Below are 23862 nucleotides of genomic sequence, written 5' to 3'. Positions count from 1 at the left end.
ACGCGAAATCGACCGGCCCGGCGCGGCGGCGGATTGCACCGGGATCGGGCGCTGCTTAGGCTCCGGGTCGGGCAGGGAATCGCCGCGAGGCCGGTCATGTCGATCATCATCCGGGCCCGGCGGGCCGCCTGCGGTCTGGCCGGCCTTCTCACGGCGCTGGCGGGCCTCCCGGCCGCGGCTCAGCAGCCGGCGAACCCGGCCCCCCGCCGCGCCGCCCTGGTGCAGCCGGCGCCCCGCCTCAAGAGCTTCGTCCGCCCGACGCTCGCCAGCGAGGCGGTGCGGCTCGAGGCCCGCGTCAAGGACGAGGGCGCCGCCGACGGCAAACCCGGCGCCGCCAAGTCCGCGGCCCAATGGCGCCGGGAGGCCGAGGCCCTGCGCGCCAGGGACGAGACCGACGCAGCGCTCGCCGCCTTCCGCCGCGCCGCGGCGGCCGAGCCGGCCGATTGGCGGGGCTGGTACGCCCTGGCGGAAGCCGCCGGTGGCGCCGAGAGCGACGAGTACGAGGTCGACCAGAAGCTGAAGGCCGAGGCCCGGGCCGGGGCCTACCTGGCCTACCAGCGCGCCGCCGCCCCGGCCGACGAGGCGAAGGCCCTGGCGCTTCTCGGCGGCGCCCTGGCCAAGCAGGAGAGCTGGCGCCCGGCGCTCGAGGCCTACGCGGCGAGCCTGGCGCTCGCGGGCAACCCGGAGACCGCCAAGACCTACGAAGCCTTGCGCGACGCCCACGGCTTCCGGGTGCTCGACTACAAGGTCGATTCCGACGCCGCCGCCCCGCGGGCCTGCTTCACCCTGTCCGAGACCGTCGACCCGAAGGCGGAGATCGCGCCCTACGTGGCGGTGTCCGGGGCGAGCGACGCCGCCGTGACGGCGCAGGGCCAGCAGGTCTGCGTCGACGGCCTGCGCCACGGCGAGCGCTACGGGGTGGTGCTGCGCCAGGGCCTGCCGTCCAGCGTCGGCGAGAGCCTCCGCAAGGCGGCCGATTACGACCTCTATGTCCGCGACCGCAGCCCGCAGGTGCGCTTCACCGGCCGCAACTACGTGCTGCCGCGCACCGGCCAGGCCGGGGTGCCGGTGGTCTCGGTCAATGCGCCGAAGCTCGACGTCGAGGTGGTGCGCATCGGCGATCGCGGCCTGCTGCCGGCCCTGCGCAGCGACGCGTTCCTGTCGCAGCTCTCGGGCGCCGGCCTGCGCGGCATCGCCCGCGAGCGCGGCGTCCCGGTGTGGAAGGGCACCCTCGACACCGTGCCGGCGGAGGTCAACCGCGAGGCGGTGACCGCCTTCCCGGTGCTCCAGGCGGTCGGCAAGGTCGAACCCGGGCTCTACGTGATGACGGCGCGGCCGAGCGGCAGCGCCGCCCTCGCCGACGACGAGGAGGGCGGCTACGAGAGCGAGGCGACGCAGTGGTTCGTGGTCTCGGATCTCGGGCTCACCGCCCTGAAGGGCCGCGACGGGATCCACGTGCTCGCCCGCTCGCTGGCCTCGGCGGCGGTGGTGCGGGACGCCGAGATCCGCCTCGTCGCCCGCAACAACGAGGTGCTGGCGACCCGCAGCACCGACGCGCAAGGCCACGCCGCCTTCGATCCCGGCCTGTCCCGCGGCGAGGGCGGGGCGGCCCCGAGCTTGGTCGTGGCGCGCCTCGGCGACGATTACGGCTTCCTCGATCTGTCGCTCAGCGCCTTCGACCTCGCCGATCGCGGCGTGAAGGGCCGGCCGGCCCCCGGGGCGGCGGAGGCCTACCTGTTCCCCGAGCGCGGGGTCTACCGCTCCGGCGAGACGGTGCAGCTGACCGCGCTCCTGCGCGACGCGAAGGGCGCGGCGATCCCGAACCTGCCCCTGACCCTGGTGACGAAGCGCCCGGACGGGGTCGAGTACCGCCGGGTGCAGGTGCCGGATGGCGGCCTCGGCGGCCGGGCCCTGTCGCTGCCGCTGCTGCCCGGCGCGCAGGCCGGCACCTGGCGGGTCGCCGCCTATACCGACCCGAAGGGGCCGCCGGTCGGCGAGGCGAGCTTCCTCGTCGAGGATTACGTCCCCGAGCGCCTCGACGTGACCCTGACTCCCGCCGAGGCGGCCTTGCGCCCGGGCGAGCCGGCGACGGTGGGGATCGCGGCGCGCTACCTCTACGGCGCCCCGGGCGCCGGATTGAGCGTCGGCGGCACGGTGGCGGTGCAGCCGGCGGCCCGCTCCGGCATCGCGGGCTTCGAGGAGTTCGCCACCGGCCTCGACGACGAGCGCGTCGAGCCGGTGACGGCGGAGCTGGAAACCCCCGCCACCACCGACGGGCAGGGCCGCGCGACGGTGCGGGCGCCGGTGCCGAGTCCGAGTGGGCCGCGGCCGTTCGAGGCCAGGGTCTCGCTCCAGGTCGGCGAGCCCGGCGGCCGGGCGGTGCAGCGCAGCCTGACCCTGCCGATCCTGCCCGCCGGCCCGGTGCTCGGCATCAGGAAGACCTTCGGCGCCCTGCGCGAGGGCGCGACCGCCACGTTCGAGGTGGCGGCCGCCCGGCCGGACGGCACACGTCTCGCGGGCGACGCGACCTGGACCCTGCTGCGGGTCGAGCGGCGCTATCAATGGTACCGGGCCGACGGGCGCTGGTCCTTCGAGCCGGTCAAGACCACCGCCAAGGTCGCCGATGGCCGCCTCGCGCTCGAGGCCGGGGCGCCGGCCCGGCTGGCGATGCCGGTCGATCTCGGCAGCTACCGGCTGGAGGTGCGCGGGCCGGGCGTCGAGGCGGCGAGCCTGTCCTTCGAGGTCGGCTGGAGCGGGGCCGAGAGCGCCGATGCGCCCGACCTCCTCGACCTCGCCCTCGACCGCGAAGCCTACGCCTCGGGCGAGACCCTGCGGGCCCGCCTGCGGCCGCGCTTCGCCGGCACCGCCACCGTCGCGGTGGTGAGCGATCGGGTGCACGAGATCCGCACCCTCGACCTGCCGGCGGGCGGCACCACCGTGGAGATCCCGGTGAAGCCGGATTGGGGCGCGGGCGCCTACCTCGTCGCCACCGCCTACCGGCCCCTCGACCAGGCGGCGCGGCGGTTGCCGGGCCGGGCGCTCGGCCTCGCCTGGTTCGGGATCGACCGGGAGGCCCGCGCCCTCGGCGTCACGGTCGAGGCGCCCGCCAAGGTCCGGCCCCGGGGCGAGCTGCGCCTGCCGATCCGCCTGGCCGGGCTGAAACCCGGCGAGGAGGCCCGGGTCACGGTGGCGGCGGTCGATGTCGGCATCCTGGCCCTCACCCGCTACGCCAACCCGGACCCGTTCGGGTTCTTCTTCGGCCAGAAGGCGCTGTCCTCGGAGATCCGCGACCTCTACGGCTACCTCATCGACGGGATGCAGGGCACGCTCGGGGCGATCCGCTCCGGCGGCGATGCCGGCGGGGCGGAGCTGGACGGCGCACCGCCGGCGCAGGCGCCGCTGGCGCGCTACTCGGGCGTCGTCACGGTCGGGCCGGACGGCCGGGCCGAGGTGAGCTTTCCCCTGCCGGCCTTCAACGGCACCGCCCGGGTGATGGTGACGGCCTGGAGCGCAGGCCGCGTCGGGGCGGCCTCCGCCGAGGTGGTGATCCGCGACCCCGTGGTGGCGAGCGGCACCCTGCCCCGCTTCCTCGCCATCGGCGACCGCTCGCGCCTCCACGTCGCCCTCGACAACGTCGAGGGTCCCGCTGGCGACTACGCGGTCGATGTCGACCTCGCCGGACCCGTGGTGGTGCCGGCGGGCGCGCTCACCCGCTCGCTGCACCTCGATCCCGGCGGGCGCGGCAGCGTCGAGATCCCGCTCACCGCCGCCGGCCCCGGCCTCGCCCGGGTCGACCTGCGGCTGACCGGGCCCGGCCTGTCGGAGCCCGCCGGCCAGAGCTTCGGCTTGGGCATCCAGCCCGGCACCGGGACGCTGTTGCGCCGCGAGGTCCGCACGCTGGCGCCCGGCGCCAGCCTCACCCTGTCGGGCGACCTCCTCGCCGAGGTGATCCCCGGCACCGGCGCCGTCACCCTGGCGGCCTCGCCCCTGGGCGGCATCGACGTGCCGGCCCTGCTCCAGGCGCTGGACCGCTACCCGTACGGCTGCACCGAGCAGGTGGTGAGCCGGGCGCTGCCGCTGCTCTCGGTCAACCGCCTCGCGGCCCTGTCGCAGCTCGGCCTCGACGGCAGCGCCGACGAGCGGGTGCGCGGGGCGATCGACCGGGTGCTGTCGCGCCAGGATTCGAGCGGCGCCTTCGGGCTGTGGTCGGCGGGCAACGCCGAGGACCTGTGGCTCACGGCCTACGCCACCGACTTCCTGACCCGGGCGCGGGAGCGCGGCTTCGCCGTGCCGCCCCAGGCGCTGGCGCTCGCCCTCGACCGGCTGCGCAACACCGTCGCCAACGCCACCGAGGTCAGCGATGGCGGGCTCGACCTCGCCTACGCCGCCTACGTGCTCGCCCGCAACGGCCGGCCGGTGATGGGCGACCTGCGCTACCTCGCCGACACCAAGCTCGCCGCCTTCGCCACGCCGCTGGCCCGCGGCCAGATCGCCGCGGCCCTGGCGCTGCTCGGCGACCGGGCCCGGGCCCGCACCGCCTTCGAGGCCGCCCTGGGCGCGCTCCGGGCCGAGCGCGACGGCGGCGCCTACCGGGCCGATTACGGCTCGCGCCTGCGCGACGGCGCCGGGCTGATCGCGCTCGCCGCCGAGACCGGGATCGCCCGCGAGTCCCTCGCCGCCCTCGGCACCGTGGTGGCCGAGGAGCGCGGCGCCCGCCCGACCAGCACCCAGGAACAGGCCTGGCTGGTGCTGGCGGCGGCGGAGCTCGCCAAGGAATCCGGGAAGGAGGCGTCGGCGCTCACCGTCGACGGCGCGCCGGTCTCGGGCGCGCTGTACCGCACCGTCCCGGGCGCCGCCCTGGAGGCGCGGCCGGTGACGGTGGCGAATCGCGGCGGCGTCCCGGTGCAGCTCGCCCTCGGCATCACCGGCAACCCGGCGGTGCCGGAGCCCGCCGAGGCGAAGGGCTACGCGATCGAGCGCCGCTACCACCGCCTCGACGGCAGCCCGGCCGATCTCGCCAATGTCCGCCAGAACGACCGCCTGGTGGTGGTGCTGAAGGTCACGGAGGCGAAGGCCAGCGCCGGCCGCCTGCTCCTCGTCGACCGCCTGCCCGCCGGCCTCGAGATCGACAACCCGAAGCTCCTCGACGCCGACGCCACCGCCGGTCTCGCCTGGGCGAAGTCGGAGGTGACCCCCGTCCATACCGAGTTCCGCGACGACCGCTTCGTGGCGGCCTATGACCGCGATCCGGGCCAGTCGGCGTTCTTCACCGTCGCCTATACCGTGCGGGCGGTGACGCCCGGCCGCTACGTCCACCCGGCGGCGACGATCGAGGACATGTACCGGCCGGAGCGGTACGGCCGGACGGCGTTCGGGGTGCTGGAGGTGGGGGCGCCGCGCTAGGGGGACGGTCCGGCCGGGCCGTCACGCCCCCGGCCGGCCCTCGCCGAGATCGACGACCCGCCGCTCGGCCCCCGGGCCCGGCGGGCGGTGGCCGGGGTCCGCCTCGCGCCCGAAGGTCTGCGCCCAGGTCAGGGTGATGATCTCGGCACCGGCGCCGTCCGTGCCCGGGCTGGCCCGGGCGACGCGCCGGCGCCGGGCGCCGATCCAGCGCCGGACGAGCGGGTCGTTCCTGCCTCCGATCCAGGGCGGGCCGGCGGCGTGACGCCGCCGCCCGATCCCGCTCCACCCATTCCTACGCCGCACCGTGAGACTCCCCTCCGTCAGGACGGGGACATCTCGTGTAGGGGGCGGATCGGGACGAGCACCGTCCGTCCCAATGTCTTCCGCCAGCGTCCCAATCTCAGGCGTCGAGCGTCAGGACCCATTCGTAGAAATCGTCCCAGCCGCCGCCCGGCAAGTCGGCCGGCGGGCGCCGCGCCGCCCTGGCACCCGCCGGCCGCGCCCCGGCCCTGACATCGGCGGGGCTCAGGCCGAACTCGGCGCGGAAGGCCGTGGTGAAGCTCGCCGGGCTGCCGTAGCCGTAGCGAAAGGCGATCTCGGAGATCCGCGCGGCGCGGTCCCCGCCCTCGACGAGGTCGCGGCAGGCGCGGGCGAGCCGGCGGCGGCGGATATGCTCGGCGACGCCGCCCAGGGGCGCGAAGAGGCGGTAGAGACCGCTGCGCGAGACGCCGAAGCGGCGGCAGATCTGCTCCACCCCGAGATCCGGGGAGGCGATCTCGGCGTCGATGTAGCTGCGGATCGCCAGGAAGACCGGGGCGCGCTGCAGTGGCCGTTCGGCGGCGCCCTCGGCGGCGGGGCCCGCCGCTCCGGACATCAGGATCGCCGTCGCCTGCCCGGCGGCCCGCGCCTCGTCCGGGGCGAAATGCGGGGCATGGGCGGCGAGCGCGCGCAGGTGGTCGTTGACCAGCGCCCCGTACGGGGTCGCCGCGCGCAGGACCGTCCCGTGCGCCGCGCCGAGGCGGCCGCCGCCCTCCGGGAACAGGGCGCGCGGGATGATGACCGTCATGGCGCGATACGCGGTCGAGCGCATGGACAGGGGCTGCGCGAGATCGAGCAGCGAGATGTCCCCGGGGGCCATCGGCACCTCGCGCCCGGCGATCTCGACCGTGGCCAGCCCCTCCAGCCGAATCTGCGCCGCGACGTGATCGACGCCCATGCGGGCGACGAGGCCGCGCGAGCGCTCGTTGCGCAGTTCCGACGCCGCGGTGAGGCCGACGATCGCGTTGCCCAGGTGATAGACGTCCGACCGGCCGCGGAACTCCGGGGTGTCCTCCGTGCGGATCTCGACGTCCCAGAACGGCGCCACCGCCTCGCGCCAGGCCGAGATCTTGCGCGGGCCAAAGGTCGAGCCTTCCAGGCGGAGGTTGGGGCCGCGGACGGTCATGGCCGGACTGTCATGGCGGGCTCGAACCGCGTGCGGTCTGCCGCCCTGTGGTTGCAGAGTGCTCGCACAAAGGTCGAGCTTGTGCAAATCAAACCGTCGCCCGGCCCGCGTGTTCCCGGCGCCGCCCGACGCCCGATCAGCGCGGCAGGCGCCGGGCCGGCGGGGCGCCGGCGCGCGGGGCCGCCGGGGCCGTCTTCTCGCCGATCCAGACCACGTGCCGCCCGCCGCTCCCGGCGGAGCGGACCTTGTGCTCCTTGACCGCGAAGCCGCCGCGCTGGAGCCGGGACTTGAACTTGCGGTCGGGGCTCTCCGACCACACCCCGAGCAGCCCGCCCGGCCGCAAGGCCCGGTGGGCGCGGCCCAATCCCGCGACGTCGTAGAGCCGGTCGTTGGTCTGCTGCACCAGCCCCTCGGGGCCGTTGTCGACATCGAGCAGGATGGCGTCGTAGGCCCCGGGCGAGGCCGCGACGAGGTGGTGGACGTCGGTCTCGTGCAGGGTGACCCTCGGATCGTCGAGGCTGCCGGCGAAGAGATGCGCCAGCGGCCCGCGCGCCCAGGCGGCCACCGCCGGCACCAGCTCGGCGACGACCACCTCGGCCTCCGGGCCGAGCTCGGCGAGCGCCGCCCGCAGGGTGAAGCCCATGCCGAGCCCGCCGATCAGCATCCGCGGCCGCGGCCGGTCGCGCAGGCGCGCGCAGGCCAGGGTGGCGAGCGCCCGCTCCGAGCCGCTGCGGCGGCTGTTCATCAGCTCGATCGAGTCGACCACGATCGCGAACTCGTCGCCGCGCTGCATCAGCCGCAAGCAGGCGGTCTCGCCGGGGATGGCGCTGGTATCGAGGTGAACCCAGGGGATCAAGGGCCGAACTCCATCGGGCAGATCATCGTCGCGACCCGCCGGCGGGTGCGGCAGGACGCGGCGATCGAAGACGCGGGCAGGGACGCAGGGACGGACGCGGGAACGGACGGAGCCGGCGGGGTCGCGCCCGTCGGGGACGGGATGCCGGCGCCCCGCCGGCCGTCGGACGGGCTTGAGTCCGGCGCTGCGGCGGCTATCGCACGCGCCGGCCTGCCCCGTCGAGCGGCCGGGACCAGGCCCGTCGCCGCGCGCCGGCTGAGGTCTGTCCTCGGCGTGAGTTCCGTGCCATAAATCCGCGAATGAGCGACAACGAATTCTATCCGTTCTCCATCGAGGTGGCCCCGCTGAACAGCCCGAAAGGAAAATTCGGCTGGGCGATCCGCAAGCACGGCAAGCTGCTGGAGCGGTCGGACCGGCCGCATGACAGCGAGGAACGCGCCTATGCCAGCGCGACCCAGGCCGTGGAGCGCGCCTTCCGCCCGGCCGATCCGCGCCGCCGCTGACGCGACGCCGCCGCGGCCTCATCCGGTCGTCGCACCGGGCCCCCCATCTCTCGTCCGACCGAACGCCGATCGGACGAATCACCCTTGATCGTGTCGGCGTTCTTCCGACATCCATCAAATATCAACAATAACCCGCCTTGCCCTTGCCGTGAAAACCGTCGATAATCGAACGGTCGATATGTGGCTGGCTTTTTTGGATCGTGTAGCCCGAGATTCTGGGCGCCGGCTCTGACACTTCCTCCCTGCATGATCGCCAGGTCAGTCCGGCGACGGGTGGCGCGCCTGCGGGTGGCTCCGTGGTTCGGCACGTCGAAGGATAGGTCATGGCCAAGATGTTCATCACGGGCTCGGCCCGCGGCCCCTCGACCGAGGAGTTCAAGGCGCGCATCGCCCGGCTGGCCGAGATGCCGGCCCACACTGCCGCCCCGGCGAATGCGCGCAAGAACCGGCCGTCGAAGCCCGCCTTCTCGCAGGGCCCGCTGAAGCGCGCCCCGGAGGACGCGGTGGAGGATGGTCCGGAGACGGAGGCGGACGCCACGCCGGAGAGCGCGGCGGACGAGGAGAGCTGAGGACAGCATTCCTCTCCCGGATTACGGACGGCTCCGGCATGTTAGATCTTGCCTGCCAGCGCGACGCGCGCTGGCCCCCCCGGCAGGAGACATCCGATGAGCTTCGTGACCACCGGCGACGGCGTGCAGATCTTCTACAAGGATTGGGGCCCGCGGAACGCGCAGGCCATCATGTTCCATCATGGCTGGCCGCTCTCGTCGGACGACTGGGACGCCCAGATGCTGTTCTTCGCGGCGGCCGGCTACCGGGTCGTGGCGCATGACCGGCGCGGCCACGGCCGCTCGTCGCAGGTCGGAGACGGCCACACCATGGATCAGTACGCCGCCGACGCGGCCTCCGTGGTGAACCAGCTCGGCCTGATGAACGTGATCCATGTCGGGCACTCGACCGGGGGCGGCGAGGTCGCCCGCTACGTCGCCCGCCACGGGGGGCCGCAGGGCCGGGTCGCCAAGGCGGTGCTGGTCAGCGCCGTGCCGCCCCTGATGCTGAAGACCGAGGCCAATCCCGGCGGCCTGCCGATCGAGGTCTTCGACGGCTTCCGCCAGGCGCTCGCGGCCAACCGGGCCCAGTTCTTCCTCGATGTCCCGACCGGCCCGTTCTACGGCTTCAACCGGCCGGGTGCCGCGGTCTCCGAGGGTGTGGTCCGCAACTGGTGGCGCCAGGGCATGATGGGCGGCGCCAAGGCGCATTACGACGGCATCAAGGCCTTCTCCGAGACCGACCAGACCGAGGACCTGCGGGCCATCGCGGTGCCGACCCTCGTGCTCCACGGCGAGGACGACCAGATCGTCCCGATCGACGCCAGCGGCCGGCTGTCGGCCAAGCTCCTGCGCCGCGGCACGCTCAAGACCTATCCGGGCTACAGCCACGGCATGCTGACGGTGAATGCCGAGGTGCTGAACGCCGACCTGCTCGCCTTCGTGAAGGCCTGACCGGCGCGAGGAGAATGCGCCCCGACCGAGCCTGAAACGCCGGCGGCGATGGATCCCGGGCTCCGCGGCGCGGCCCCGGGATCCCATCGGAGGATGGTACCGCCGTCGAGGAGCGGTGCCCCTCCCGATCCCTACCCCTTCCAGTTCTTCAGCGCCGCGAACGGGCTGTCGGCCGCGGCGCCCTTTTGCGGGCTCAGCACCGGCTCGACCTGCGCGACCGCATCGGCGAGGGAGAAGGCGGTGCCGCTCGGCAGCTTGCCGCCGGCAGCGTCCTGATGGCCGCCGCCGCGGAACAGGCGGGCGCCGTCGAGGGCGGTGCCGTCGATCGAGCGGAACGACAGGGTGCCGGCGCGCTGGACGTTGACGAGGCGCTTGGCGCGGCCGCTCGCCATCACCAGGTCCGAGACCCGCTGGAAGGTGCCGGCATCGAGGGCGAAGGAGAGGAGCGTGCCGTCCGGCAGCGCGTGGAACAGCGCGTCGGAGCGGGCGAGCGCCCGGGCCATGCGCTGGCGCGTCGTCATCGCCGGGTCGTCGTCGGGCGCGTCGCGCATCAGGTCGTCGACGATCGCCCCGCGGATCGCCGGGACGGCGCGCTCCAGCTCGGCCGGGGTGGCGCCGGAACGAAGCTTCGCGGTCGCCTCGAGCAGCAGGCGGGCGACGAACGGATCGTGCGCCGGGTGCCCGACCGGCACCAGGGTGCCGACATTGTCCCAGAAGATCTCGTCGAGGGCGAAGCCGCCGGGGAAGCGGGGATCGTCCTTGCGCCAGAGGTCGAGGGCGTCGACGGACGCGACGAACAGCGCCAGATCCTCGGCCCGGGCCGGATCGGGCTCGCGGGTCGCGAACAGGCCATGGTGGGCCGCGGCCATCTTCGTGGCGCTCGACCCCTCGTCGACCATCACGGTGACCGACGGATCGCCGAGATCGAACCGCGACAGGCGCGGGTTCTCCGCGTCGGCCTTCGGCTCCAGCCCCTGGCGGCGCATCTGGTCGATCGAGGAGGTGTGGTGGTCCAGCACGATCAGCCGGTGCGGCGTCTCCGGGTCGCGCTTGCGGTTCATGGCGGCGAAGCGGCGCAGGAAGGCGATCGTCGGCTCCTCGATGCCGAGATCGGTGATCAGCACCATCTCGGCCGCCTTGGTCTTGCCCAAGCGCTTCAATTCGTCGTCGACCACCGGACCGACATCGCCGTAGCGCGGCACGTGCACGATCCGGGCCGGCTCGGCATAGGCGGCGACGAGGGTCGCGGCGCCGTAGCCGTCGAGGTCGTGGTGGGTGATCTGGGTCAGGCGCACGGGATAAGGGTCCAGGGTCGGTTCGGATCGGCGGTGAGTCTCCGGCCAGCATAGCGGCTTTGCCGCGGCACCGGCAGGCCCGCGGGTCGGGAAAACGCCGGCCTCACGCGGGCCCCTCGTCCGCCAGGCGCCGCAGCAGGTCGCGCAGCCAGCGATGGGCCGGGTCGTCGTCGTAGGAGGCGTGCCAGAGCATCGCCACCGCCACCTCGTCGAGGTCGACCGGGGCGGGGCTCACCGTCAGCCCCAGGGTCGCGGCGAAGAGATGGGCGAGGCGGGCCTGCATGGTGGTGAGCACCGGCGCGCTGCGCACCAGGAACGGCACCGCCAGGAAGCGCGGCGAGGTGACCGCGAGGGTGCGGCTGAGGCCGAGCCGGGCGAGCGCGTCATCGACCACCCCGTGGGCGGTCTCGCGCAGGCTCGTCAGCACATGGGGGAAGCGCAGGTAGTCGTCGAGCGAGATCGGCGGCGCCAGCCCCAACAGGGCGGCGTTGAACAGGCAGACGTAGCTGTCGAGGTAGAGCAGGCGCTGCTTGTGGTGCATCTGGCCGCGGAACGACAGGCCGATGGCGAGGTCGACCCGATCGGCATCGATCTCCTGCAGGATGTGGTCGCGGTCGACGGAGCGCAGGAGCAGGCTGATGCCGGGCGCCTCTTGCCGCAGATAGGCCAGCAGCCGCGGCCCCAGGAGCACCTCGGTGCTGTCGGGCAGGCTGATCGTGAAGGTCCGCACCACACTGCGCGGATCGAAGGCCTCGTCGCGGCGCACCAGCACCTGAACCTGCCGAAGGAGCGCCCGCACCGGCTCGGCCAGCGCCAGGGCGCGGGGCGTCGGCCGCATCCCCTCGGGGGCGCGGGTCAGCAGCTCGTCCTCGAACAGGACCCTCAGCCTCGCCAGCGCCGAGCTCATCGCCGATTGGCCGATGCCGATGCGGGACGCCGCCCGGGTCACGCTGCGTTCGGCGAGGAGCGCGTCGAGGGCGACGAGGAGGTTGAGATCGACCCGCGCGAGATCGATATGATCAATAGTCATTATCGATACGATCTGTTTGATCCATGCTGCACCGCAGCGCATAGTTCGGTCATGGATGCGGGGCCAGCGGGCTCAGCCACGAACGGGAACGACGATGACCCTCTTTCGCACATGTCTCCTGACGATCGCCGCCACGGCCGCCGCTACCGCCGCCAGTGCCGGCGAGATCCGGCCTGCCGGTGCGGCGAGCCTCGATCTCGGCCCGCTCGCCGGGGTGGCCTACTACGCGGCCGAGCCCGCCGGCTACCGGGTGGTCGTGACCCTGGCACCCCGGGCCGCCGCCCCCGCCTCCCGGTTCGAGGCGGTGCTGGCTCCCGGTCAGAGCGTCACGGTCTCGACGCCGCGCGAGGCCGGCGCCGCGGCGCGCGCGGTCACCATCAGCCGCGACGGCGACGCGGTCTCGGTGACGCCGGTGCGGGTGCGGCAGACCGCCGAGGCGACCGCCGCGATCGAGTAACCGGGCTGGGCGGCCGTCAGGCCGCGCTCGAGGCGACAGCCTCGATCGATGGGAAGGGCGGGCGGCCCGTCAGGCCGCGCTCGAGGCGACAGCCTCGATCGATGGGAAGGGCGGGCGGCCCGTCAGGCCGCCCGGGACAGGTCGCCGTCGAGGCCGGCGATCGCCCGCTCCAAGGCCGCGAAGCAATCCGGATCGAAGGCGGTGCCGACATCGCCGCGCATGATGCCGAGGGCCTTCGGCACCGGCATCGCGGCGCGGTAGGGACGGTCGGCGGTGAGCGCGTCGAACACGTCGGCGACGGAGACGATCCGGGTCTCAGGCGCGATGGCGTCGCCCGCGAGGCCGCGGGGATAGCCCTTGCCGTCGAGGCGCTCGTGATGCGCGCCGCCGATCCGCGCGATGGCGTGGAAGGCGGCGACGCGGGCGAGGATCGTCTCCGACAGGAGAGCGTGGTTGCGCATGTCGCGCCACTCGGCATCGTCGAGCTTGCCGTTCTTGTCGAGGATCGCGTTCGACACTCCGAGCTTGCCGACGTCGTGCAGGAGCGCCGCCCGGCGCAGCCAGCGCCGGCGCTCCGGCGCGTAGCCGAGTTCCGCGGCGATCAGGTCGGCATAGACCGCGACGCGCTCGGAATGGCCGGAGGTGAACGGGCTCTTGGCGTCGATCACCTGGGCGAAGGCGCGGGCGATGTCGTCGAGGTAATCCTCGTCGACGACGAGGCCGGCCCGCGCCGGCTCCAGGGCCGCCACCGCGTCGGTCACCGTCTCCGAGGCCAGGATGTCCCAGAAGCCGGGGCTCCGCGCCGCCCGGTCGAGGGCCGCGACCGCGTCGGGGTCGAACCAGGTGCCGGCCCGGGCCTGCGCCTCGGCCAGTGCCGCCGACGGGCCGGCGCTGGTGTGGAACACGTCGACGACCTGGGCCAGCAGCGCGATGCGGGCGTAGAGAGGGATGTCGGCCCCGGCGCGACGGTCGGGCCGGCCCTTGCCGTTCCAGTGCTCGTCGAGGGCGTGGATCGCCGTGCAGACGCTGGGCGGGAAGCGTAAGCGGGCGGCGATCTCGGCGCCGCGCTGGCAGCGCGTCTGGATCAGGTCGTCGACGATCTCGCCGCCGTTCTGCAGGATGTTGAGCACCGCCCGGAACCGCTCGGCGAGGCCCGCCTTGAGCCCGGTATGCGAGAAGACGAAGCCCAGCACCTGGGGCAGGCTGTCGCTCACCGTCTTGAAGTCGCGCTTGAAGCCGATATCGTCGGACAGGTATAATTCACAGATCCGCGCCGCGTTGCTGGAGCAGCCGAGATCCTTCAGCATCACCGTGTAGTAGAGTTCCCACAGCCGGTCGGGATCCAGGCCCATCTCGCGGCCGACATGCATCCCGATCCAGGTGGCGCGGACGCAATGGCCCGGCGGCTGGCCCTCGGTGAGGTCGAGGGCATGGCTGAGGGCCCCCAGCAGTTCGGACAGGGGAATGCCCTCGGCCGGCGCCTCCCTAACGGCATGCACGCTCGGCGGCATCGTGACCCCCTCCCCTCGTCGTCCAGACGGGATAGCGCGCCATGACCTAACGATTCGCTGAGCGGACGAGAAAACGGCCCGCCATCGCGTTGCGCGCTGTGGATTATGCCGTGATGCGGGCCGCGACCGCAAGGTCAATTCAGGCACCGCGCCCGGCGGCGACCTCGTCGATCAGGCGTAGATGCGCCGGCAGGCAGACCCGCTTCAGGTCGTAGGCGAGCGCGCTCCGCCGCGCCGCCGCCCGCAAGGGGGCAACGGCGCCGGGATCGGCCAGCACCCCGCACACCGCCCGGGCAATCGCGGCGGGCGAGAAGAAATCGACCAGGAGCCCGTTCTCGCGATCACGGATCACCTCCTCGACCGGCGGGGTCGCCGAGCCGACGAGGCAGGCGCCGAGCGCCATCGCCTCCAGCATCGACCAGGACAGGACGAACGGATAGGTCAGGTAGACGTGGACCGCCGAGACCCGCATGAGGTCGACGTAGTCGCGATAGGGGATCTGTCCGACGAAGTGGACGCGGGACAGGTCGAGATCCGCCTTCATCTCGTCGAGGAAGATCTCGCGCCAGGTGCGGCCGGCGGGGGGCTTGGCGCCGTAGCTGGTGTCGCTGCCGCCGACGATCACCGCCCGGGCCCGCGGCCGGCGGCGCAGGATCTCCGGCAGCGCCCGCATGAAGCTGTGATAGCCGCGATAGGGTTCGAGGTTGCGGTTGACGAAGGTGACGACCTCGTCGCCGGCGCCGAGGGACAGGCGGTCGCGGCCGAGCGTGACGCGCGCCGCGGGATCGAGCCGCAGGAAATCGGTGTCGATGCCGTCGTGGATGACGCTGAGGCGGTCGCGGAACACGGCCGGGATCCGGCTCGCCTGCCAGGCGGTCGGGCTGACCAGCCGGTCGGAGGCCTCGAACGCGACGAGCTGCCCGGTATTGCGGGCGCGGGTGCGGAGGGCGTCGCCCTCGGGGGCCGGGAATTCCGGGTCGAAGCCGGAATCGGCGCCGGTGGCGCCGTAGTAGAATTCCGCGAAGGTGAGGAGCCGGGCCCGCGGCCAGACATCCTTGAGGAACAGGGTCTCGCCCCAGCTGGAATGGCCGCAGATCACGTCGGGCGCGAAGCCCTCGGCCTTGAGTGCCAGACCTGCCCGCGCCGCCGCCTCGCTGCGCAGGGTCGCGGTCTCGAAATTCGCCGCGAGGGGATGGATCCCCGGGGTGGAGCGGCCGGGCACCGCGTAGCGGACGTGGCGCATGCCCGGCAGGGCGGGCGCGGGATTGATGCCGAGCGCCACCACCTCGGTGCCGGGCCGCGCGGCCAGCGCCGGGGCGACGTGGCGGTACTGGCCCGGGAAATTCTGGTGGACGAAGAGGACGCGCATCGGGGGTGGGTCCTCGGGGCGGGCGCGATCCGAGTCTAGCACCGGCGGGACGGGGGTTGGAATGTGGTGGCCGTCGCGCCGCCCGTATGCTCACCCTGGCAGCCATGACACCCTCCGCGTCGTCCCGGGGCCCAGAAGGCGGAGCCCGGGATGACGCGGTGGGAATGACGGCCGTCGGGGCCACTCGAATGCCCGCACCAGCCCCTCTCCCCGGAGACCACCCATGCTGACCCTGCGCCAGATCGAGGTCGCCCGCGCCGTGATGGTGACGGGGACGATCGCCGGCGCGGCACGGCTCCTCAACGTCTCGGCGCCGGGGATCAGCCGGCTGATGAAGTACACCGAGGCCTCGCTCGGCTTCCGGCTGTTCGACCGGCGCGCCGGTCGGCTGGTGCCGAGCGAGCAGGCGCGCCACGTCTTCGCGCAGATCAACGCGGTGTTCGACAAGGTCGAGGACCTGCGCTTCGTGCTGGAGCGGACGCAAGGCGGGGCGGGCCAGGACCTGCTGATCGGCTCGGTGCCGTCGATCTCGCACGTGATGGTGCCCCGCGCGATCGAGCGGGTGCGGGCGGCGTATCCCCACCTCGTCATCGACATCAACATCCTCAAGCTCGAGGAGGCGATCGACTACCTGCTGCTCGGCAAGGGCGAGGTGGTGGCGATGAGCTACCGCCTCGAGCATCCGGCCCTGACCTTCGCGCCGCTGGCCCGCGGCGGCCTGTTCTGCATCGTGCCGCTCGACCACCCGCTCGCGGGCCGGACCTCGATCTCGGCCGCCGAGATCGTGCGCCATCCGCTGATCGGCATCGACCCGAACGATCCCTACGGCCGGATCATGTCCGACATCTTCCGCGAGCGCGGCCTGTCCTACGGCATCACGATCCGGGCGCGGTTCGGCTCGACGGTGTGCTCGCTGGTGCGGGCGGGCCTCGGGATCGCGGTGATCGACCAGTTCACCATTGCGTACGACGCCTTCCCGGGGGTCCGGGTGCTGCCGATCGACGAGGCGCCGGTCTTCGAGACCTGGATCGCCATGAAGGCCGGGACCGCGCTCAGCATGTTCGCGGCGAGCTTCGTGCGCTTCCTGCGCGAGGAGATGGCGCGGCCGGGGCAGGTGAGCCCAGCGGGCGCTCCCGGACCGTAACATGATGTTACGATCATCGTACAACTTGGTACTCGGGATGCGAGCCGCACCCGGGTAATGTCCGGTCCGAGGGAGAGCCCGCCGCGGGCGGGCGCGACACACAAGGGCCGTCGCACCATGGCTCACGGACAGGCCAGACCGATCCTGCTCGGGCTGATCGGGTCGCCGATCGCCCATTCCGCCTCGCCGGCGATGCACGAGGCCGCCGCCGAGGCGGTCGGGCTCCGCGCCCATTACCAGCTCATCGACGTGCCCGGGGCGGACGAGGCCCGGTTGCGCACCCTGCTGTCCTCCTTGGGCCCGATCGGCTTCTCGGGCGTCAACGTCACGTATCCCTACAAGGAAGCGGTGCTGCCGCTCCTCGACGACCTGTCGCCGGGCGCTCGCGCGGTCGGCGCCGTCAACACGATCGTCGTCCGCGACGGCCGGCTCACCGGCCACAACACCGACATGACGGGCTTTTCCCGCGCGCTGACGCAGGCCTTCGGGCCGCCCCCCGAGGGCCCGGTGGCGCTGATCGGCGCCGGCGGCGTCGGCAAGGCGGTCGCGGTGGCGCTCGCCGGCGTCCCCGGGCTCGAGATCCGGATGGTCGATGCCGACCCGGCCAAGGCTGCGGCGGTGGCAGCCGCGCTCGCGGGCCACGGGCACCTGCGGGTGTGCCGGACCGTCGAGGAGGCGGTGGACGGCGCCAGGGGCATCGTCAACGGCACGCCGGTCGGCATGCTGCCGGATCGCGGCACCCCCGTGCCCCTGGCCCTGCTCCGCCCCGGGATGTGGGTGGCGGATGCGGTCTATTCGCCGCTCTGGACGCCGCTCCTGACCGCGGCGGCCCGGATCGGCGCCCGCACCATGACCGGACGCGCGCTCGCCATCCACCAGGCGCTCGACGCCTTCGCGCTGTTCACCGGCCGCGAGGCGCCGCCCTCGGCCATGGAGCGGGCCTTCGACCGCGCGGTAGCGCCGCTCGCCGCCTGACCCCCGGCTTCCGGCCCGCGGCCCAAGCTCGGCCAAACCCTTGCGTTTGGGGGCCGGATATGAAATTGCGCATATCGGATTTTGATTGAAATTTACTTTACGCCATTGCCTCGACACCGTGACGACAAGACCAAGCTGACCCGATCATGACCCAATGCCGCCCAACTCCCGAAGGCGGCACCGAGCCAATCGACCCAAGGAGGAACCCCCGATGAGTGCCGCACCGGCAGGACACACACCCGACCGCCAGCAATCGAAGAAGGCCGCCGCGAGCGCCTGGATCGGCTCGGCGCTCGAATACTACGACTTCTTCATCTACGCGACGGCGGCCTCGCTGATCTTCCCGCAGCTGTTCTTCCCGTCCAACAACCCGACCGTGGCGATCGTGGCCTCGCTCGCGACCTACGGCGTCGGCTATGTCAGCCGGCCGATCGGCGCCTTCGTGCTCGGCCACTGGGGCGACACCCACGGGCGCAAGCAGGTGCTGGTCCTGTGCATGTTCCTGATGGGCTTCTCGACCATCGCGGTCGGCCTGTTGCCCACCTACAGCCAGGTCGGCATCCTCGCACCGGTCCTGCTCGTGATCCTGCGGCTGATCCAGGGCTTCGCCGTCGCCGGCGAGATCTCGGGCGCCAGCTCGATGACCCTGGAGCACGCGCCGTTCGGCCGCCGCGGCTTCTTCGCCAGCTTCACCCTGCAGGGCGTGCAGGCCGGCCAGATCCTCGCCGCCGCGGTGTTCCTGCCGCTCGCCGCCTTCATGCCGACCGAGGCGTTCAACGCCTGGGGCTGGCGCATCCCGTTCCTGCTCAGCTTCATCGTCATCATCGTCGGCTACATCATCCGCCGCGAGGTCGACGAGACCCCGGCCTTCGCCGCCGAGGAGAAGCAGGGCGAGATCGCCCGCGCGCCGGTCGTCGAGGCCTTCGCCACCTCCTGGCCCGACATGCTGCGGGTGGTGTGCATGGCGCTGATGAACGTCATCCCGGTGGTCACCACCATCTTCGGCGCCGCCTACGCCGTCCAGGCCGCCTACGGCATCGGCTTCCACAAGGACGTCTACCTCTGGATCCCGGTGCTCGGGAACATCCTGGCGGTGATCGTAATCCCGTTCGTCGGCAACCTGTCGGACAAGATCGGCCGTCGCCCGCCGATCATCGTCGGGGCGCTCGGTTCGGGCCTCCTGTCCTTCGGATACCTCTACGCGATCAGCATCGCCAACGTGCCGCTGGCGATCGTGATGTCGCTGCTGATGTGGGGCATCGTCTACCAGGGCTACAATGCGGTCTTCCCGAGCTTCTACCCCGAGCTGTTCCCGACCCGCACCCGGGTCTCCGCGATGGCGATCTCGCAGAATGTCGGCACCGCGATCACCGCGATGCTGCCGGCCCTGTTCGCCACCGTGGCGCCCCCCGGCTCGGCCAACATCCCGCTCACCATCGGGTCGATCGCGCTCGCCATCACCGCGATCGCGGCGGTCGCAGCCTTCAGCGCCCGCGAGACCTACCGCATCCCGATGAAGGATCTCGGCCAGCCCCGCGCGGTGCCGCTGCCGCAGGCCGAGTACGACCGGCTGCGCAGCCAGGCATTGGCGTAACCGCGCGACCGGCCCGGGCCGAGCCCGGGCCGGCCAGAGAGACGGTTCGTTACGGGCCGGGCGCGATCGCGTCCGGCCCGTTCCGTTTGGTCTCGCGACCGGCCTGGTACGGGGCCGTGCGGACGCGCTTCCGGCCGGCTCACGATCGACCACGTGTCCGTGTCCGAGCCTCAGCTCACCCGGTCGTGCTGCCTCCTCGTCTCCGCCACCACCTGGTTGCGCCCGCCGGCCTTGGCCGCGTAGAGCGCCCCATCGGCGCGGGCGAGCAGGGTCTCGACGGTGTCGCCCGCGACGAAGGCGGAGAGGCCGAGGCTGCAGGTGACCGGGATCGGGCCGCGGCGCCCCGGCACCCGCAGGCGGGCGCAGGCCCCGCGGATCCGCTCCGCCACCACCCCGGCGCTGCCGAGGCCGTGGCCGGGCATCAGCACGGCGAATTCCTCGCCGCCGAGCCGTCCGGCGAGCGCCCCGGTCTCCTTGAGCAGGTCGGCGACGGCACGGATCACCCGGTCGCCGCCGTCATGGCCATGCCGGTCGTTGATCGCCTTGAAGCGGTCGATGTCGATCATCAGGGCGCAGAGCAGGTCGTCGCCGGATTCGCACGCCGCCAGGCAATCATGCGCCCGGCGCAGGAAGCCGCCGCGGTTGAGGAGCTGGGTCAGCGGGTCGGTGTCGGCGTCGCGGAGCAGCTGGCGCTGCAGGCTCAAGGCGCGCTCGACCACCCGCAGTCGGGCGTGCAGCTCGATCGGTTCCGGGGGCTTCGAGATGAAGTCGTCGGCGCCGCTGTCGAGCACCTCGCCGAGGCCGCGGCCGGCCCGGTCGGCCGACATCGCGATCACCGCGAGCGGCCGCGTCGTCCCGGCGAGCGCCCGCAGGGACCAGCACAGTTCGAGGCCGCAGAGCGGTGCGACCTCGAGGCTGGTGAGGACGCAGGCCACATCCTCCTGCGCCGCGACGTGGGCGAGCGCCTGCTCCGAGTCGGAGAACGCGTCGACCCGGTGCCCGCCCTCCTCGACGAGGCGGGCGACGGCCTTGCGGAGGACTGAACCGGGTTCGACGAGGACGACGCGCATCGGACCGTGCAAGGGGACGCGGCCGCGCTCGCGCCCGGCCTCGATGACAAATCTACGCTCACCTGTACGGCCGAGGATGTGAATGATCGTTGAACGATCGCCGCTTCCTTATGCAAAATGATATTTTTTGTTTCATTCACGGTCTATCGACCTCGGCCACGACGTCGGAGCATGACACGTGCCGGCGCCAAGCCGGGCGCCTGCCTCGGTGCCGGCGCGGGTCCCGCCGGCGCGGGCGCGGTGCGGCGGGCCGCGATGTCTGGATTTCGCCGGCCAGATAGGGCATCGGGCGTAGCATCCCCTTCGAGACACGGCGCCTCATGACCGAGACTACCCCGATCCCGCAGGCCGCGCGCCCGAAGCTCGTCCTCGCCTCGGCCTCGCCGCGGCGCCTCGCGCTGCTGCAGCAGGCGGGGCTGGAGCCGGACGCCCTGCTGCCGGCCGACCTCGACGAGGCGCCGCTGAAATCCGAGAAGCCGCGCGACCTGGTGCGCCGGCTCGCCCGGGCGAAGCTCGACGTGGCGGTGGCGGCGGCCCGCAGCAGCGAGGAGTTGCGCCAGGGCTACGTCGTGGCGGCCGACACCGTGGTGGCGGTGGGCCGGCGCATCCTGCCGAAGGCCGAGGTGACCGACGAGGCGGCGGCCTGCCTGCGGCTGCTCTCCGGCCGGGCCCACCGGGTCTACACGGCCATCTGCGTCATCGGCCCCAAGGACCGGCCGCGGGAGCGGCTGGTCGAGACCCGGGTGCGGTTCAAGCGCCTCTCGACCCGCGAGATCGACAGCTACCTCGCCAGCGGCGAGTGGCGCGGCAAGGCCGGCGGCTACGCGATCCAGGGGCTCGCCGGCTCCTTCGTCGTCAAGCTCGTCGGCTCCTACAGCGCCGTGGTCGGCCTGCCGCTCTACGAGACGGTCGGGCTGCTCGAGGGCGAGGGGTTCCCGGTCCGCGGCGCCTGGCGCGACGCGACCTGAGCCCCGGGAGGAGGCGCGATGACGACCCCCGACGAGACCCTGCCGGCCGCCGCCCCCTGCCCGATCTGCGGCAAGCCGGCGGCCGCGGCCTTCAAGCCGTTCTGCTCCAAGCGCTGCGCCGACGTCGACCTGCAGCGCTGGCTCAGCGGGCGCTACGCCATTCCGGGCCGGGAGGACGACGCCCTGAGCCAGGAGGACGAGCCCAGCGACGACTGAGGACCGACCGGTGCGGGATACTGCCGGAGAGCAGGGAACGGCGGGGGAGCTTCCCGGTTGACGGCGGCCTGTGACCCACCGACAGCCGGAGGCCGTCCCTCATGTCGTCCGATTTCCCCAACCCGCTCACCAAGTATCCCCGCCCGCCCTTCGAGGGCCAGCCGCAGAGCTTTCCCGGCCTGACCGGCCGGATGAAGCCCGAGCCCGACCACGGCGAGGGAAGCTACAAGGGCTCCGGCAAGCTGACCGGTCGGGCGGCGCTGATCACCGGGGGTGATTCCGGCATCGGCCGGGCCGTCGCCATCGCGTATGCCCGCGAGGGCGCCGACGTCGCGATCTCCTACCTGCCCTCCGAGCAGGGCGATGCCGAGGCGGTGGCGGGCTGGATCGAGAAGGCCGGGCGCCGCGCCCTGCTGCTGCCGGGCGACCTCAAGGAGCGTGCTTACGGCCCCGAGATCGTCGCCCGCACCGTCGAGGCCTTCGGCCGGCTCGACGTGGTGGTGAACAACGGCGCCTTCCAGCAGCCGAACCACGGCCTCGACGCGATCGACGACCAGATCTTCGAGGACCATTTCCGCACCAACGTCTTCGGATCGTTCTACGTGACGAAGGCGGCGATGGCGCATCTGAAGCCCGGGGCCTCGGTGATCTTCACCTCGTCAGTGAACTCGAAGCACCCGATGCCGTCGCTTCTTGCCTACAGCGCCACGAAGGGGGCGCTCAGCAACCTGGTTCTGAGCCTCGCGCAGCTGCTCGCCGAGAAGGGCGTGCGGGTGAACGGCGTGCTGCCGGGCCCGATCTGGACCCCGTTCATCCCGTCCGGGATGGAGGAGGATTCCGTCAAGTCCTTCGGCAGCCAGGTCCCGTTCGGCCGCCCGGGCCAGCCGGCGGAACTCGCTTCGGCCTACGTCATGCTGGCGTCGGACGAGAGCAGCTACACGTCGGGGGCGCTGGTCACGGTGGCGGGGGCGATGCCGGTGCTGTGAGGCGCCACGCCGCCTGCGCACGTCAAGGCACGCATACCGATCCAAGACACACGGTCATCCCGGGGCCGCGCAGCGGAACCCGGGATGCCGGCAGGTTTCACGTCTGTGGGGACCAGTCTCTCACCGGCCGCAGGCCGGCGCCCCGTACCCGGCATACACCACCCGCACCGTCCGGCAGGCCGGGGCCGGCGCCTCGGCGGCGACCGGCGTCCCGGCCGCAACGGCGACCGGCTCGCTCTTCCGAGCGTCGGCACCGGCCCGCACCACCAGCGGGGTCGCGATCAGGGACACGAGCGCGGCGGCGGCAACCACGGTCAGGCGCTGGGTCACGGACGGTCTCCCTCAGTTCTTGGGATGGGAAGTCTTGCGCCGCAGGCGGCGGCGCCCTCATCTGATCTGTACTGTCAACGAGCTTGACCGTTCTCCGGTTCCCGAGCCCCCACGGGATCGTGCGGGGGCGCACGCGTGCTTGACTCGGGGGCTGCCGGTTCTAAGGCTCCCCGCCACGAGAAGCGCCCGAGCCGAACCCGCGAGACCATGACCGCCACCGACGCCGACCTCCAGCCGACCCGCTCGTTCCAGGGGCTGATCCTGACGCTCCAGCGGTTCTGGGCCGCGCAAGGCTGCGTGATCCTCCAGCCCTACGACATGGAGGTCGGGGCGGGCACGTTCCATCCGGCCACCACCCTGCGGGCGCTGGGGCCGAAGCCCTGGAAGGCGGCCTACGTCCAGCCCTCGCGCCGGCCGAAGGACGGGCGCTACGGCGAGAACCCGAACCGGCTCCAGCACTATTACCAGTTCCAGGTGATCCTGAAGCCGAACCCGCCGAACCTCCAGGACCTCTACCTCGATTCGCTGCGGGCGATCGGCGTCGATCTTGGGCTGCACGACATCCGCTTCGTCGAGGACGACTGGGAGAGCCCGACGCTCGGCGCCTGGGGGCTGGGCTGGGAATGCTGGTGCGACGGGATGGAGGTGAGCCAGTTCACCTACTTCCAGCAGGTCGCCGGCTTCGAATGCGCACCGGTCGCCGGCGAGCTGACCTACGGCCTCGAGCGCCTGGCGATGTACGTCCAGGGCGTCGAGAACGTCTACGACCTCAACTTCAACGGTCGCGACGGCGACGAGAAGGTGACGTACGGCGACGTCTTCCTGCAGGCCGAGCAGGAATATTCGCGCCACAACTTCGAGGCCGCCGACACCGAGATGCTGTTCCGGCAGTTCCGCGATGCGGAAACCGCCTGCCGCGCCTACCTCAAGGCCGGCGAGCCGGGGCCTGACAGCAACGATCCGCGCCACCGCATGGCACAGCCGGCCTACGACCAGTGCATCAAGGCCAGCCACGTCTTCAACCTGCTCGACGCGCGCGGGGTGATCTCGGTCACCGAGCGGCAGAGCTACATCCTGCGGGTGCGCGAGCTGGCGAAGGCCTGCGGGGAGGCCTGGCGGCGCACCGATGCGGGCGGTCTCGCCGGCGAGGCGCCCGCCGCCTGACATCCGCGCCGCCCGGCGCTACACCGCCCATCAACCTGCCCTTTC

General features: G+C 72.7%; 21 protein-coding genes. 12 read left to right on the top strand and 9 right to left on the bottom strand.

Going from position 1 to position 23862, the window contains the following annotated elements; translation table 11 throughout:
• Positions 1-96 precede the first annotated feature (96 nt).
• Positions 97-5403: an alpha-2-macroglobulin family protein gene (locus tag FF100_RS09455; protein ID WP_139035421.1), complete on the top strand. Its 5307-nt coding sequence runs from the start codon at positions 97-99 to the stop codon at positions 5401-5403.
• A 21-nt stretch (positions 5404-5424) separates the two neighbouring features.
• On the opposite strand, the gene FF100_RS09450 is transcribed toward FF100_RS09455, so the two are convergent.
• The 3 genes from FF100_RS09450 to FF100_RS09440 all read right to left on the bottom strand — a co-directional run bounded on the left by FF100_RS09450 (position 5425) and on the right by FF100_RS09440 (position 7703).
• Entirely contained in the window at positions 5425-5706 is a 282-nt protein-coding gene (locus FF100_RS09450; protein WP_139035419.1) for a hypothetical protein, read from the bottom strand.
• 97 nt (positions 5707-5803) lie between these two features.
• Entirely contained in the window at positions 5804-6847 is a 1044-nt protein-coding gene (locus FF100_RS09445; protein ID WP_139035417.1) for a helix-turn-helix domain-containing protein, read from the bottom strand.
• A gap of 136 nt (positions 6848-6983) precedes the next feature.
• Positions 6984-7703 (bottom strand): spermidine synthase, encoded by a 720-nt coding sequence (locus tag FF100_RS09440; RefSeq protein ID WP_139035415.1) that lies wholly within the window; start codon positions 7701-7703, stop codon positions 6984-6986.
• Positions 7704-8002: 299 nt separating this feature from the next.
• On the opposite strand from FF100_RS09440, the gene FF100_RS09435 reads away from it, so the two are divergent.
• The 3 genes from FF100_RS09435 to FF100_RS09425 all read left to right on the top strand — a co-directional run bounded on the left by FF100_RS09435 (position 8003) and on the right by FF100_RS09425 (position 9708).
• Complete coding sequence (locus FF100_RS09435) at positions 8003-8206, top strand: hypothetical protein (protein ID WP_048432688.1); 204 nt, start codon at positions 8003-8005, stop codon at positions 8204-8206.
• A gap of 323 nt (positions 8207-8529) precedes the next feature.
• The gene (locus tag FF100_RS09430; RefSeq protein ID WP_139035413.1) at positions 8530-8775 is read left to right on the top strand and encodes a hypothetical protein; all 246 of its coding nucleotides are present in this window, start codon (positions 8530-8532) and stop codon (positions 8773-8775) included.
• Between the two features lie 96 nt (positions 8776-8871).
• On the top strand, positions 8872-9708 hold the full coding sequence (locus tag FF100_RS09425) for an alpha/beta fold hydrolase (RefSeq protein ID WP_139035411.1): 837 nt from the start codon (positions 8872-8874) through the stop codon (positions 9706-9708).
• A gap of 131 nt (positions 9709-9839) precedes the next feature.
• On the opposite strand, the gene FF100_RS09420 is transcribed toward FF100_RS09425, so the two are convergent.
• A complete protein-coding gene (locus tag FF100_RS09420; protein WP_139035409.1) occupies positions 9840-11003 on the bottom strand; it encodes a dimethylmenaquinone methyltransferase in 1164 nt (387 codons plus the stop codon).
• Between the two features lie 103 nt (positions 11004-11106).
• Entirely contained in the window at positions 11107-12033 is a 927-nt protein-coding gene (locus tag FF100_RS09415) for a LysR family transcriptional regulator (RefSeq protein WP_139035407.1), read from the bottom strand.
• A gap of 94 nt (positions 12034-12127) precedes the next feature.
• Between FF100_RS09415 and FF100_RS09410 the strand changes: the two genes are divergently transcribed.
• Positions 12128-12490: a hypothetical protein gene (locus tag FF100_RS09410; protein WP_139035405.1), complete on the top strand. Its 363-nt coding sequence runs from the start codon at positions 12128-12130 to the stop codon at positions 12488-12490.
• A gap of 122 nt (positions 12491-12612) precedes the next feature.
• Here the strand turns inward: FF100_RS09410 and FF100_RS09405 are convergent, their stop codons facing one another.
• Together FF100_RS09405 and FF100_RS09400 are read right to left on the bottom strand one after the other, a co-directional pair.
• Entirely contained in the window at positions 12613-14001 is a 1389-nt protein-coding gene (locus FF100_RS09405) for an HD-GYP domain-containing protein (protein WP_139035403.1), read from the bottom strand.
• Positions 14002-14140: 139 nt separating this feature from the next.
• Complete coding sequence (locus tag FF100_RS09400; RefSeq protein WP_139035401.1) at positions 14141-15370, bottom strand: glycosyltransferase family 4 protein; 1230 nt, start codon at positions 15368-15370, stop codon at positions 14141-14143.
• Between the two features lie 223 nt (positions 15371-15593).
• On the opposite strand from FF100_RS09400, the gene FF100_RS09395 reads away from it, so the two are divergent.
• The 3 genes from FF100_RS09395 to FF100_RS09385 all read left to right on the top strand — a co-directional run bounded on the left by FF100_RS09395 (position 15594) and on the right by FF100_RS09385 (position 19083).
• Positions 15594-16514 carry a LysR family transcriptional regulator gene (locus FF100_RS09395; protein WP_139035399.1) on the top strand — a complete coding sequence of 307 codons (921 nt, stop codon included), beginning with the start codon at positions 15594-15596 and terminating at the stop codon, positions 16512-16514.
• 117 nt (positions 16515-16631) lie between these two features.
• Positions 16632-17489, top strand: a complete 858-nt coding sequence (locus tag FF100_RS09390; RefSeq protein WP_139035397.1) for a shikimate dehydrogenase — start codon at positions 16632-16634, stop codon at positions 17487-17489.
• A gap of 211 nt (positions 17490-17700) precedes the next feature.
• The gene (locus FF100_RS09385; RefSeq protein WP_139035395.1) at positions 17701-19083 is read left to right on the top strand and encodes an MFS transporter; all 1383 of its coding nucleotides are present in this window, start codon (positions 17701-17703) and stop codon (positions 19081-19083) included.
• Between the two features lie 170 nt (positions 19084-19253).
• On the opposite strand, the gene FF100_RS09380 is transcribed toward FF100_RS09385, so the two are convergent.
• Entirely contained in the window at positions 19254-20153 is a 900-nt protein-coding gene (locus FF100_RS09380; protein WP_139035393.1) for a GGDEF domain-containing protein, read from the bottom strand.
• 320 nt (positions 20154-20473) lie between these two features.
• On the opposite strand from FF100_RS09380, the gene FF100_RS09375 reads away from it, so the two are divergent.
• From FF100_RS09375 to FF100_RS09365, 3 genes are all read left to right on the top strand, one after another.
• Positions 20474-21121: a Maf-like protein gene (locus tag FF100_RS09375; protein WP_139035391.1), complete on the top strand. Its 648-nt coding sequence runs from the start codon at positions 20474-20476 to the stop codon at positions 21119-21121.
• Positions 21122-21139: 18 nt separating this feature from the next.
• The gene (gene yacG, locus FF100_RS09370) at positions 21140-21337 is read left to right on the top strand and encodes a DNA gyrase inhibitor YacG (RefSeq protein ID WP_139035389.1); all 198 of its coding nucleotides are present in this window, start codon (positions 21140-21142) and stop codon (positions 21335-21337) included.
• A gap of 101 nt (positions 21338-21438) precedes the next feature.
• Positions 21439-22323 carry an SDR family oxidoreductase gene (locus tag FF100_RS09365; protein WP_139035387.1) on the top strand — a complete coding sequence of 295 codons (885 nt, stop codon included), beginning with the start codon at positions 21439-21441 and terminating at the stop codon, positions 22321-22323.
• A 120-nt stretch (positions 22324-22443) separates the two neighbouring features.
• Here the strand turns inward: FF100_RS09365 and FF100_RS09360 are convergent, their stop codons facing one another.
• Positions 22444-22653: a hypothetical protein gene (locus FF100_RS09360; protein ID WP_139035386.1), complete on the bottom strand. Its 210-nt coding sequence runs from the start codon at positions 22651-22653 to the stop codon at positions 22444-22446.
• 207 nt (positions 22654-22860) lie between these two features.
• On the opposite strand from FF100_RS09360, the gene FF100_RS09355 reads away from it, so the two are divergent.
• The gene (locus FF100_RS09355) at positions 22861-23817 is read left to right on the top strand and encodes a glycine--tRNA ligase subunit alpha (RefSeq protein ID WP_139035384.1); all 957 of its coding nucleotides are present in this window, start codon (positions 22861-22863) and stop codon (positions 23815-23817) included.
• Positions 23818-23862: the final 45 nt, after the last annotated feature.

The sequence above is a fragment of the Methylobacterium terricola genome (assembly GCF_006151805.1).
In the GTDB taxonomy this organism is placed as follows: domain Bacteria; phylum Pseudomonadota; class Alphaproteobacteria; order Rhizobiales; family Beijerinckiaceae; genus Methylobacterium; species Methylobacterium terricola.
This window is presented reverse-complemented; position numbering and strand designations above follow the sequence as displayed.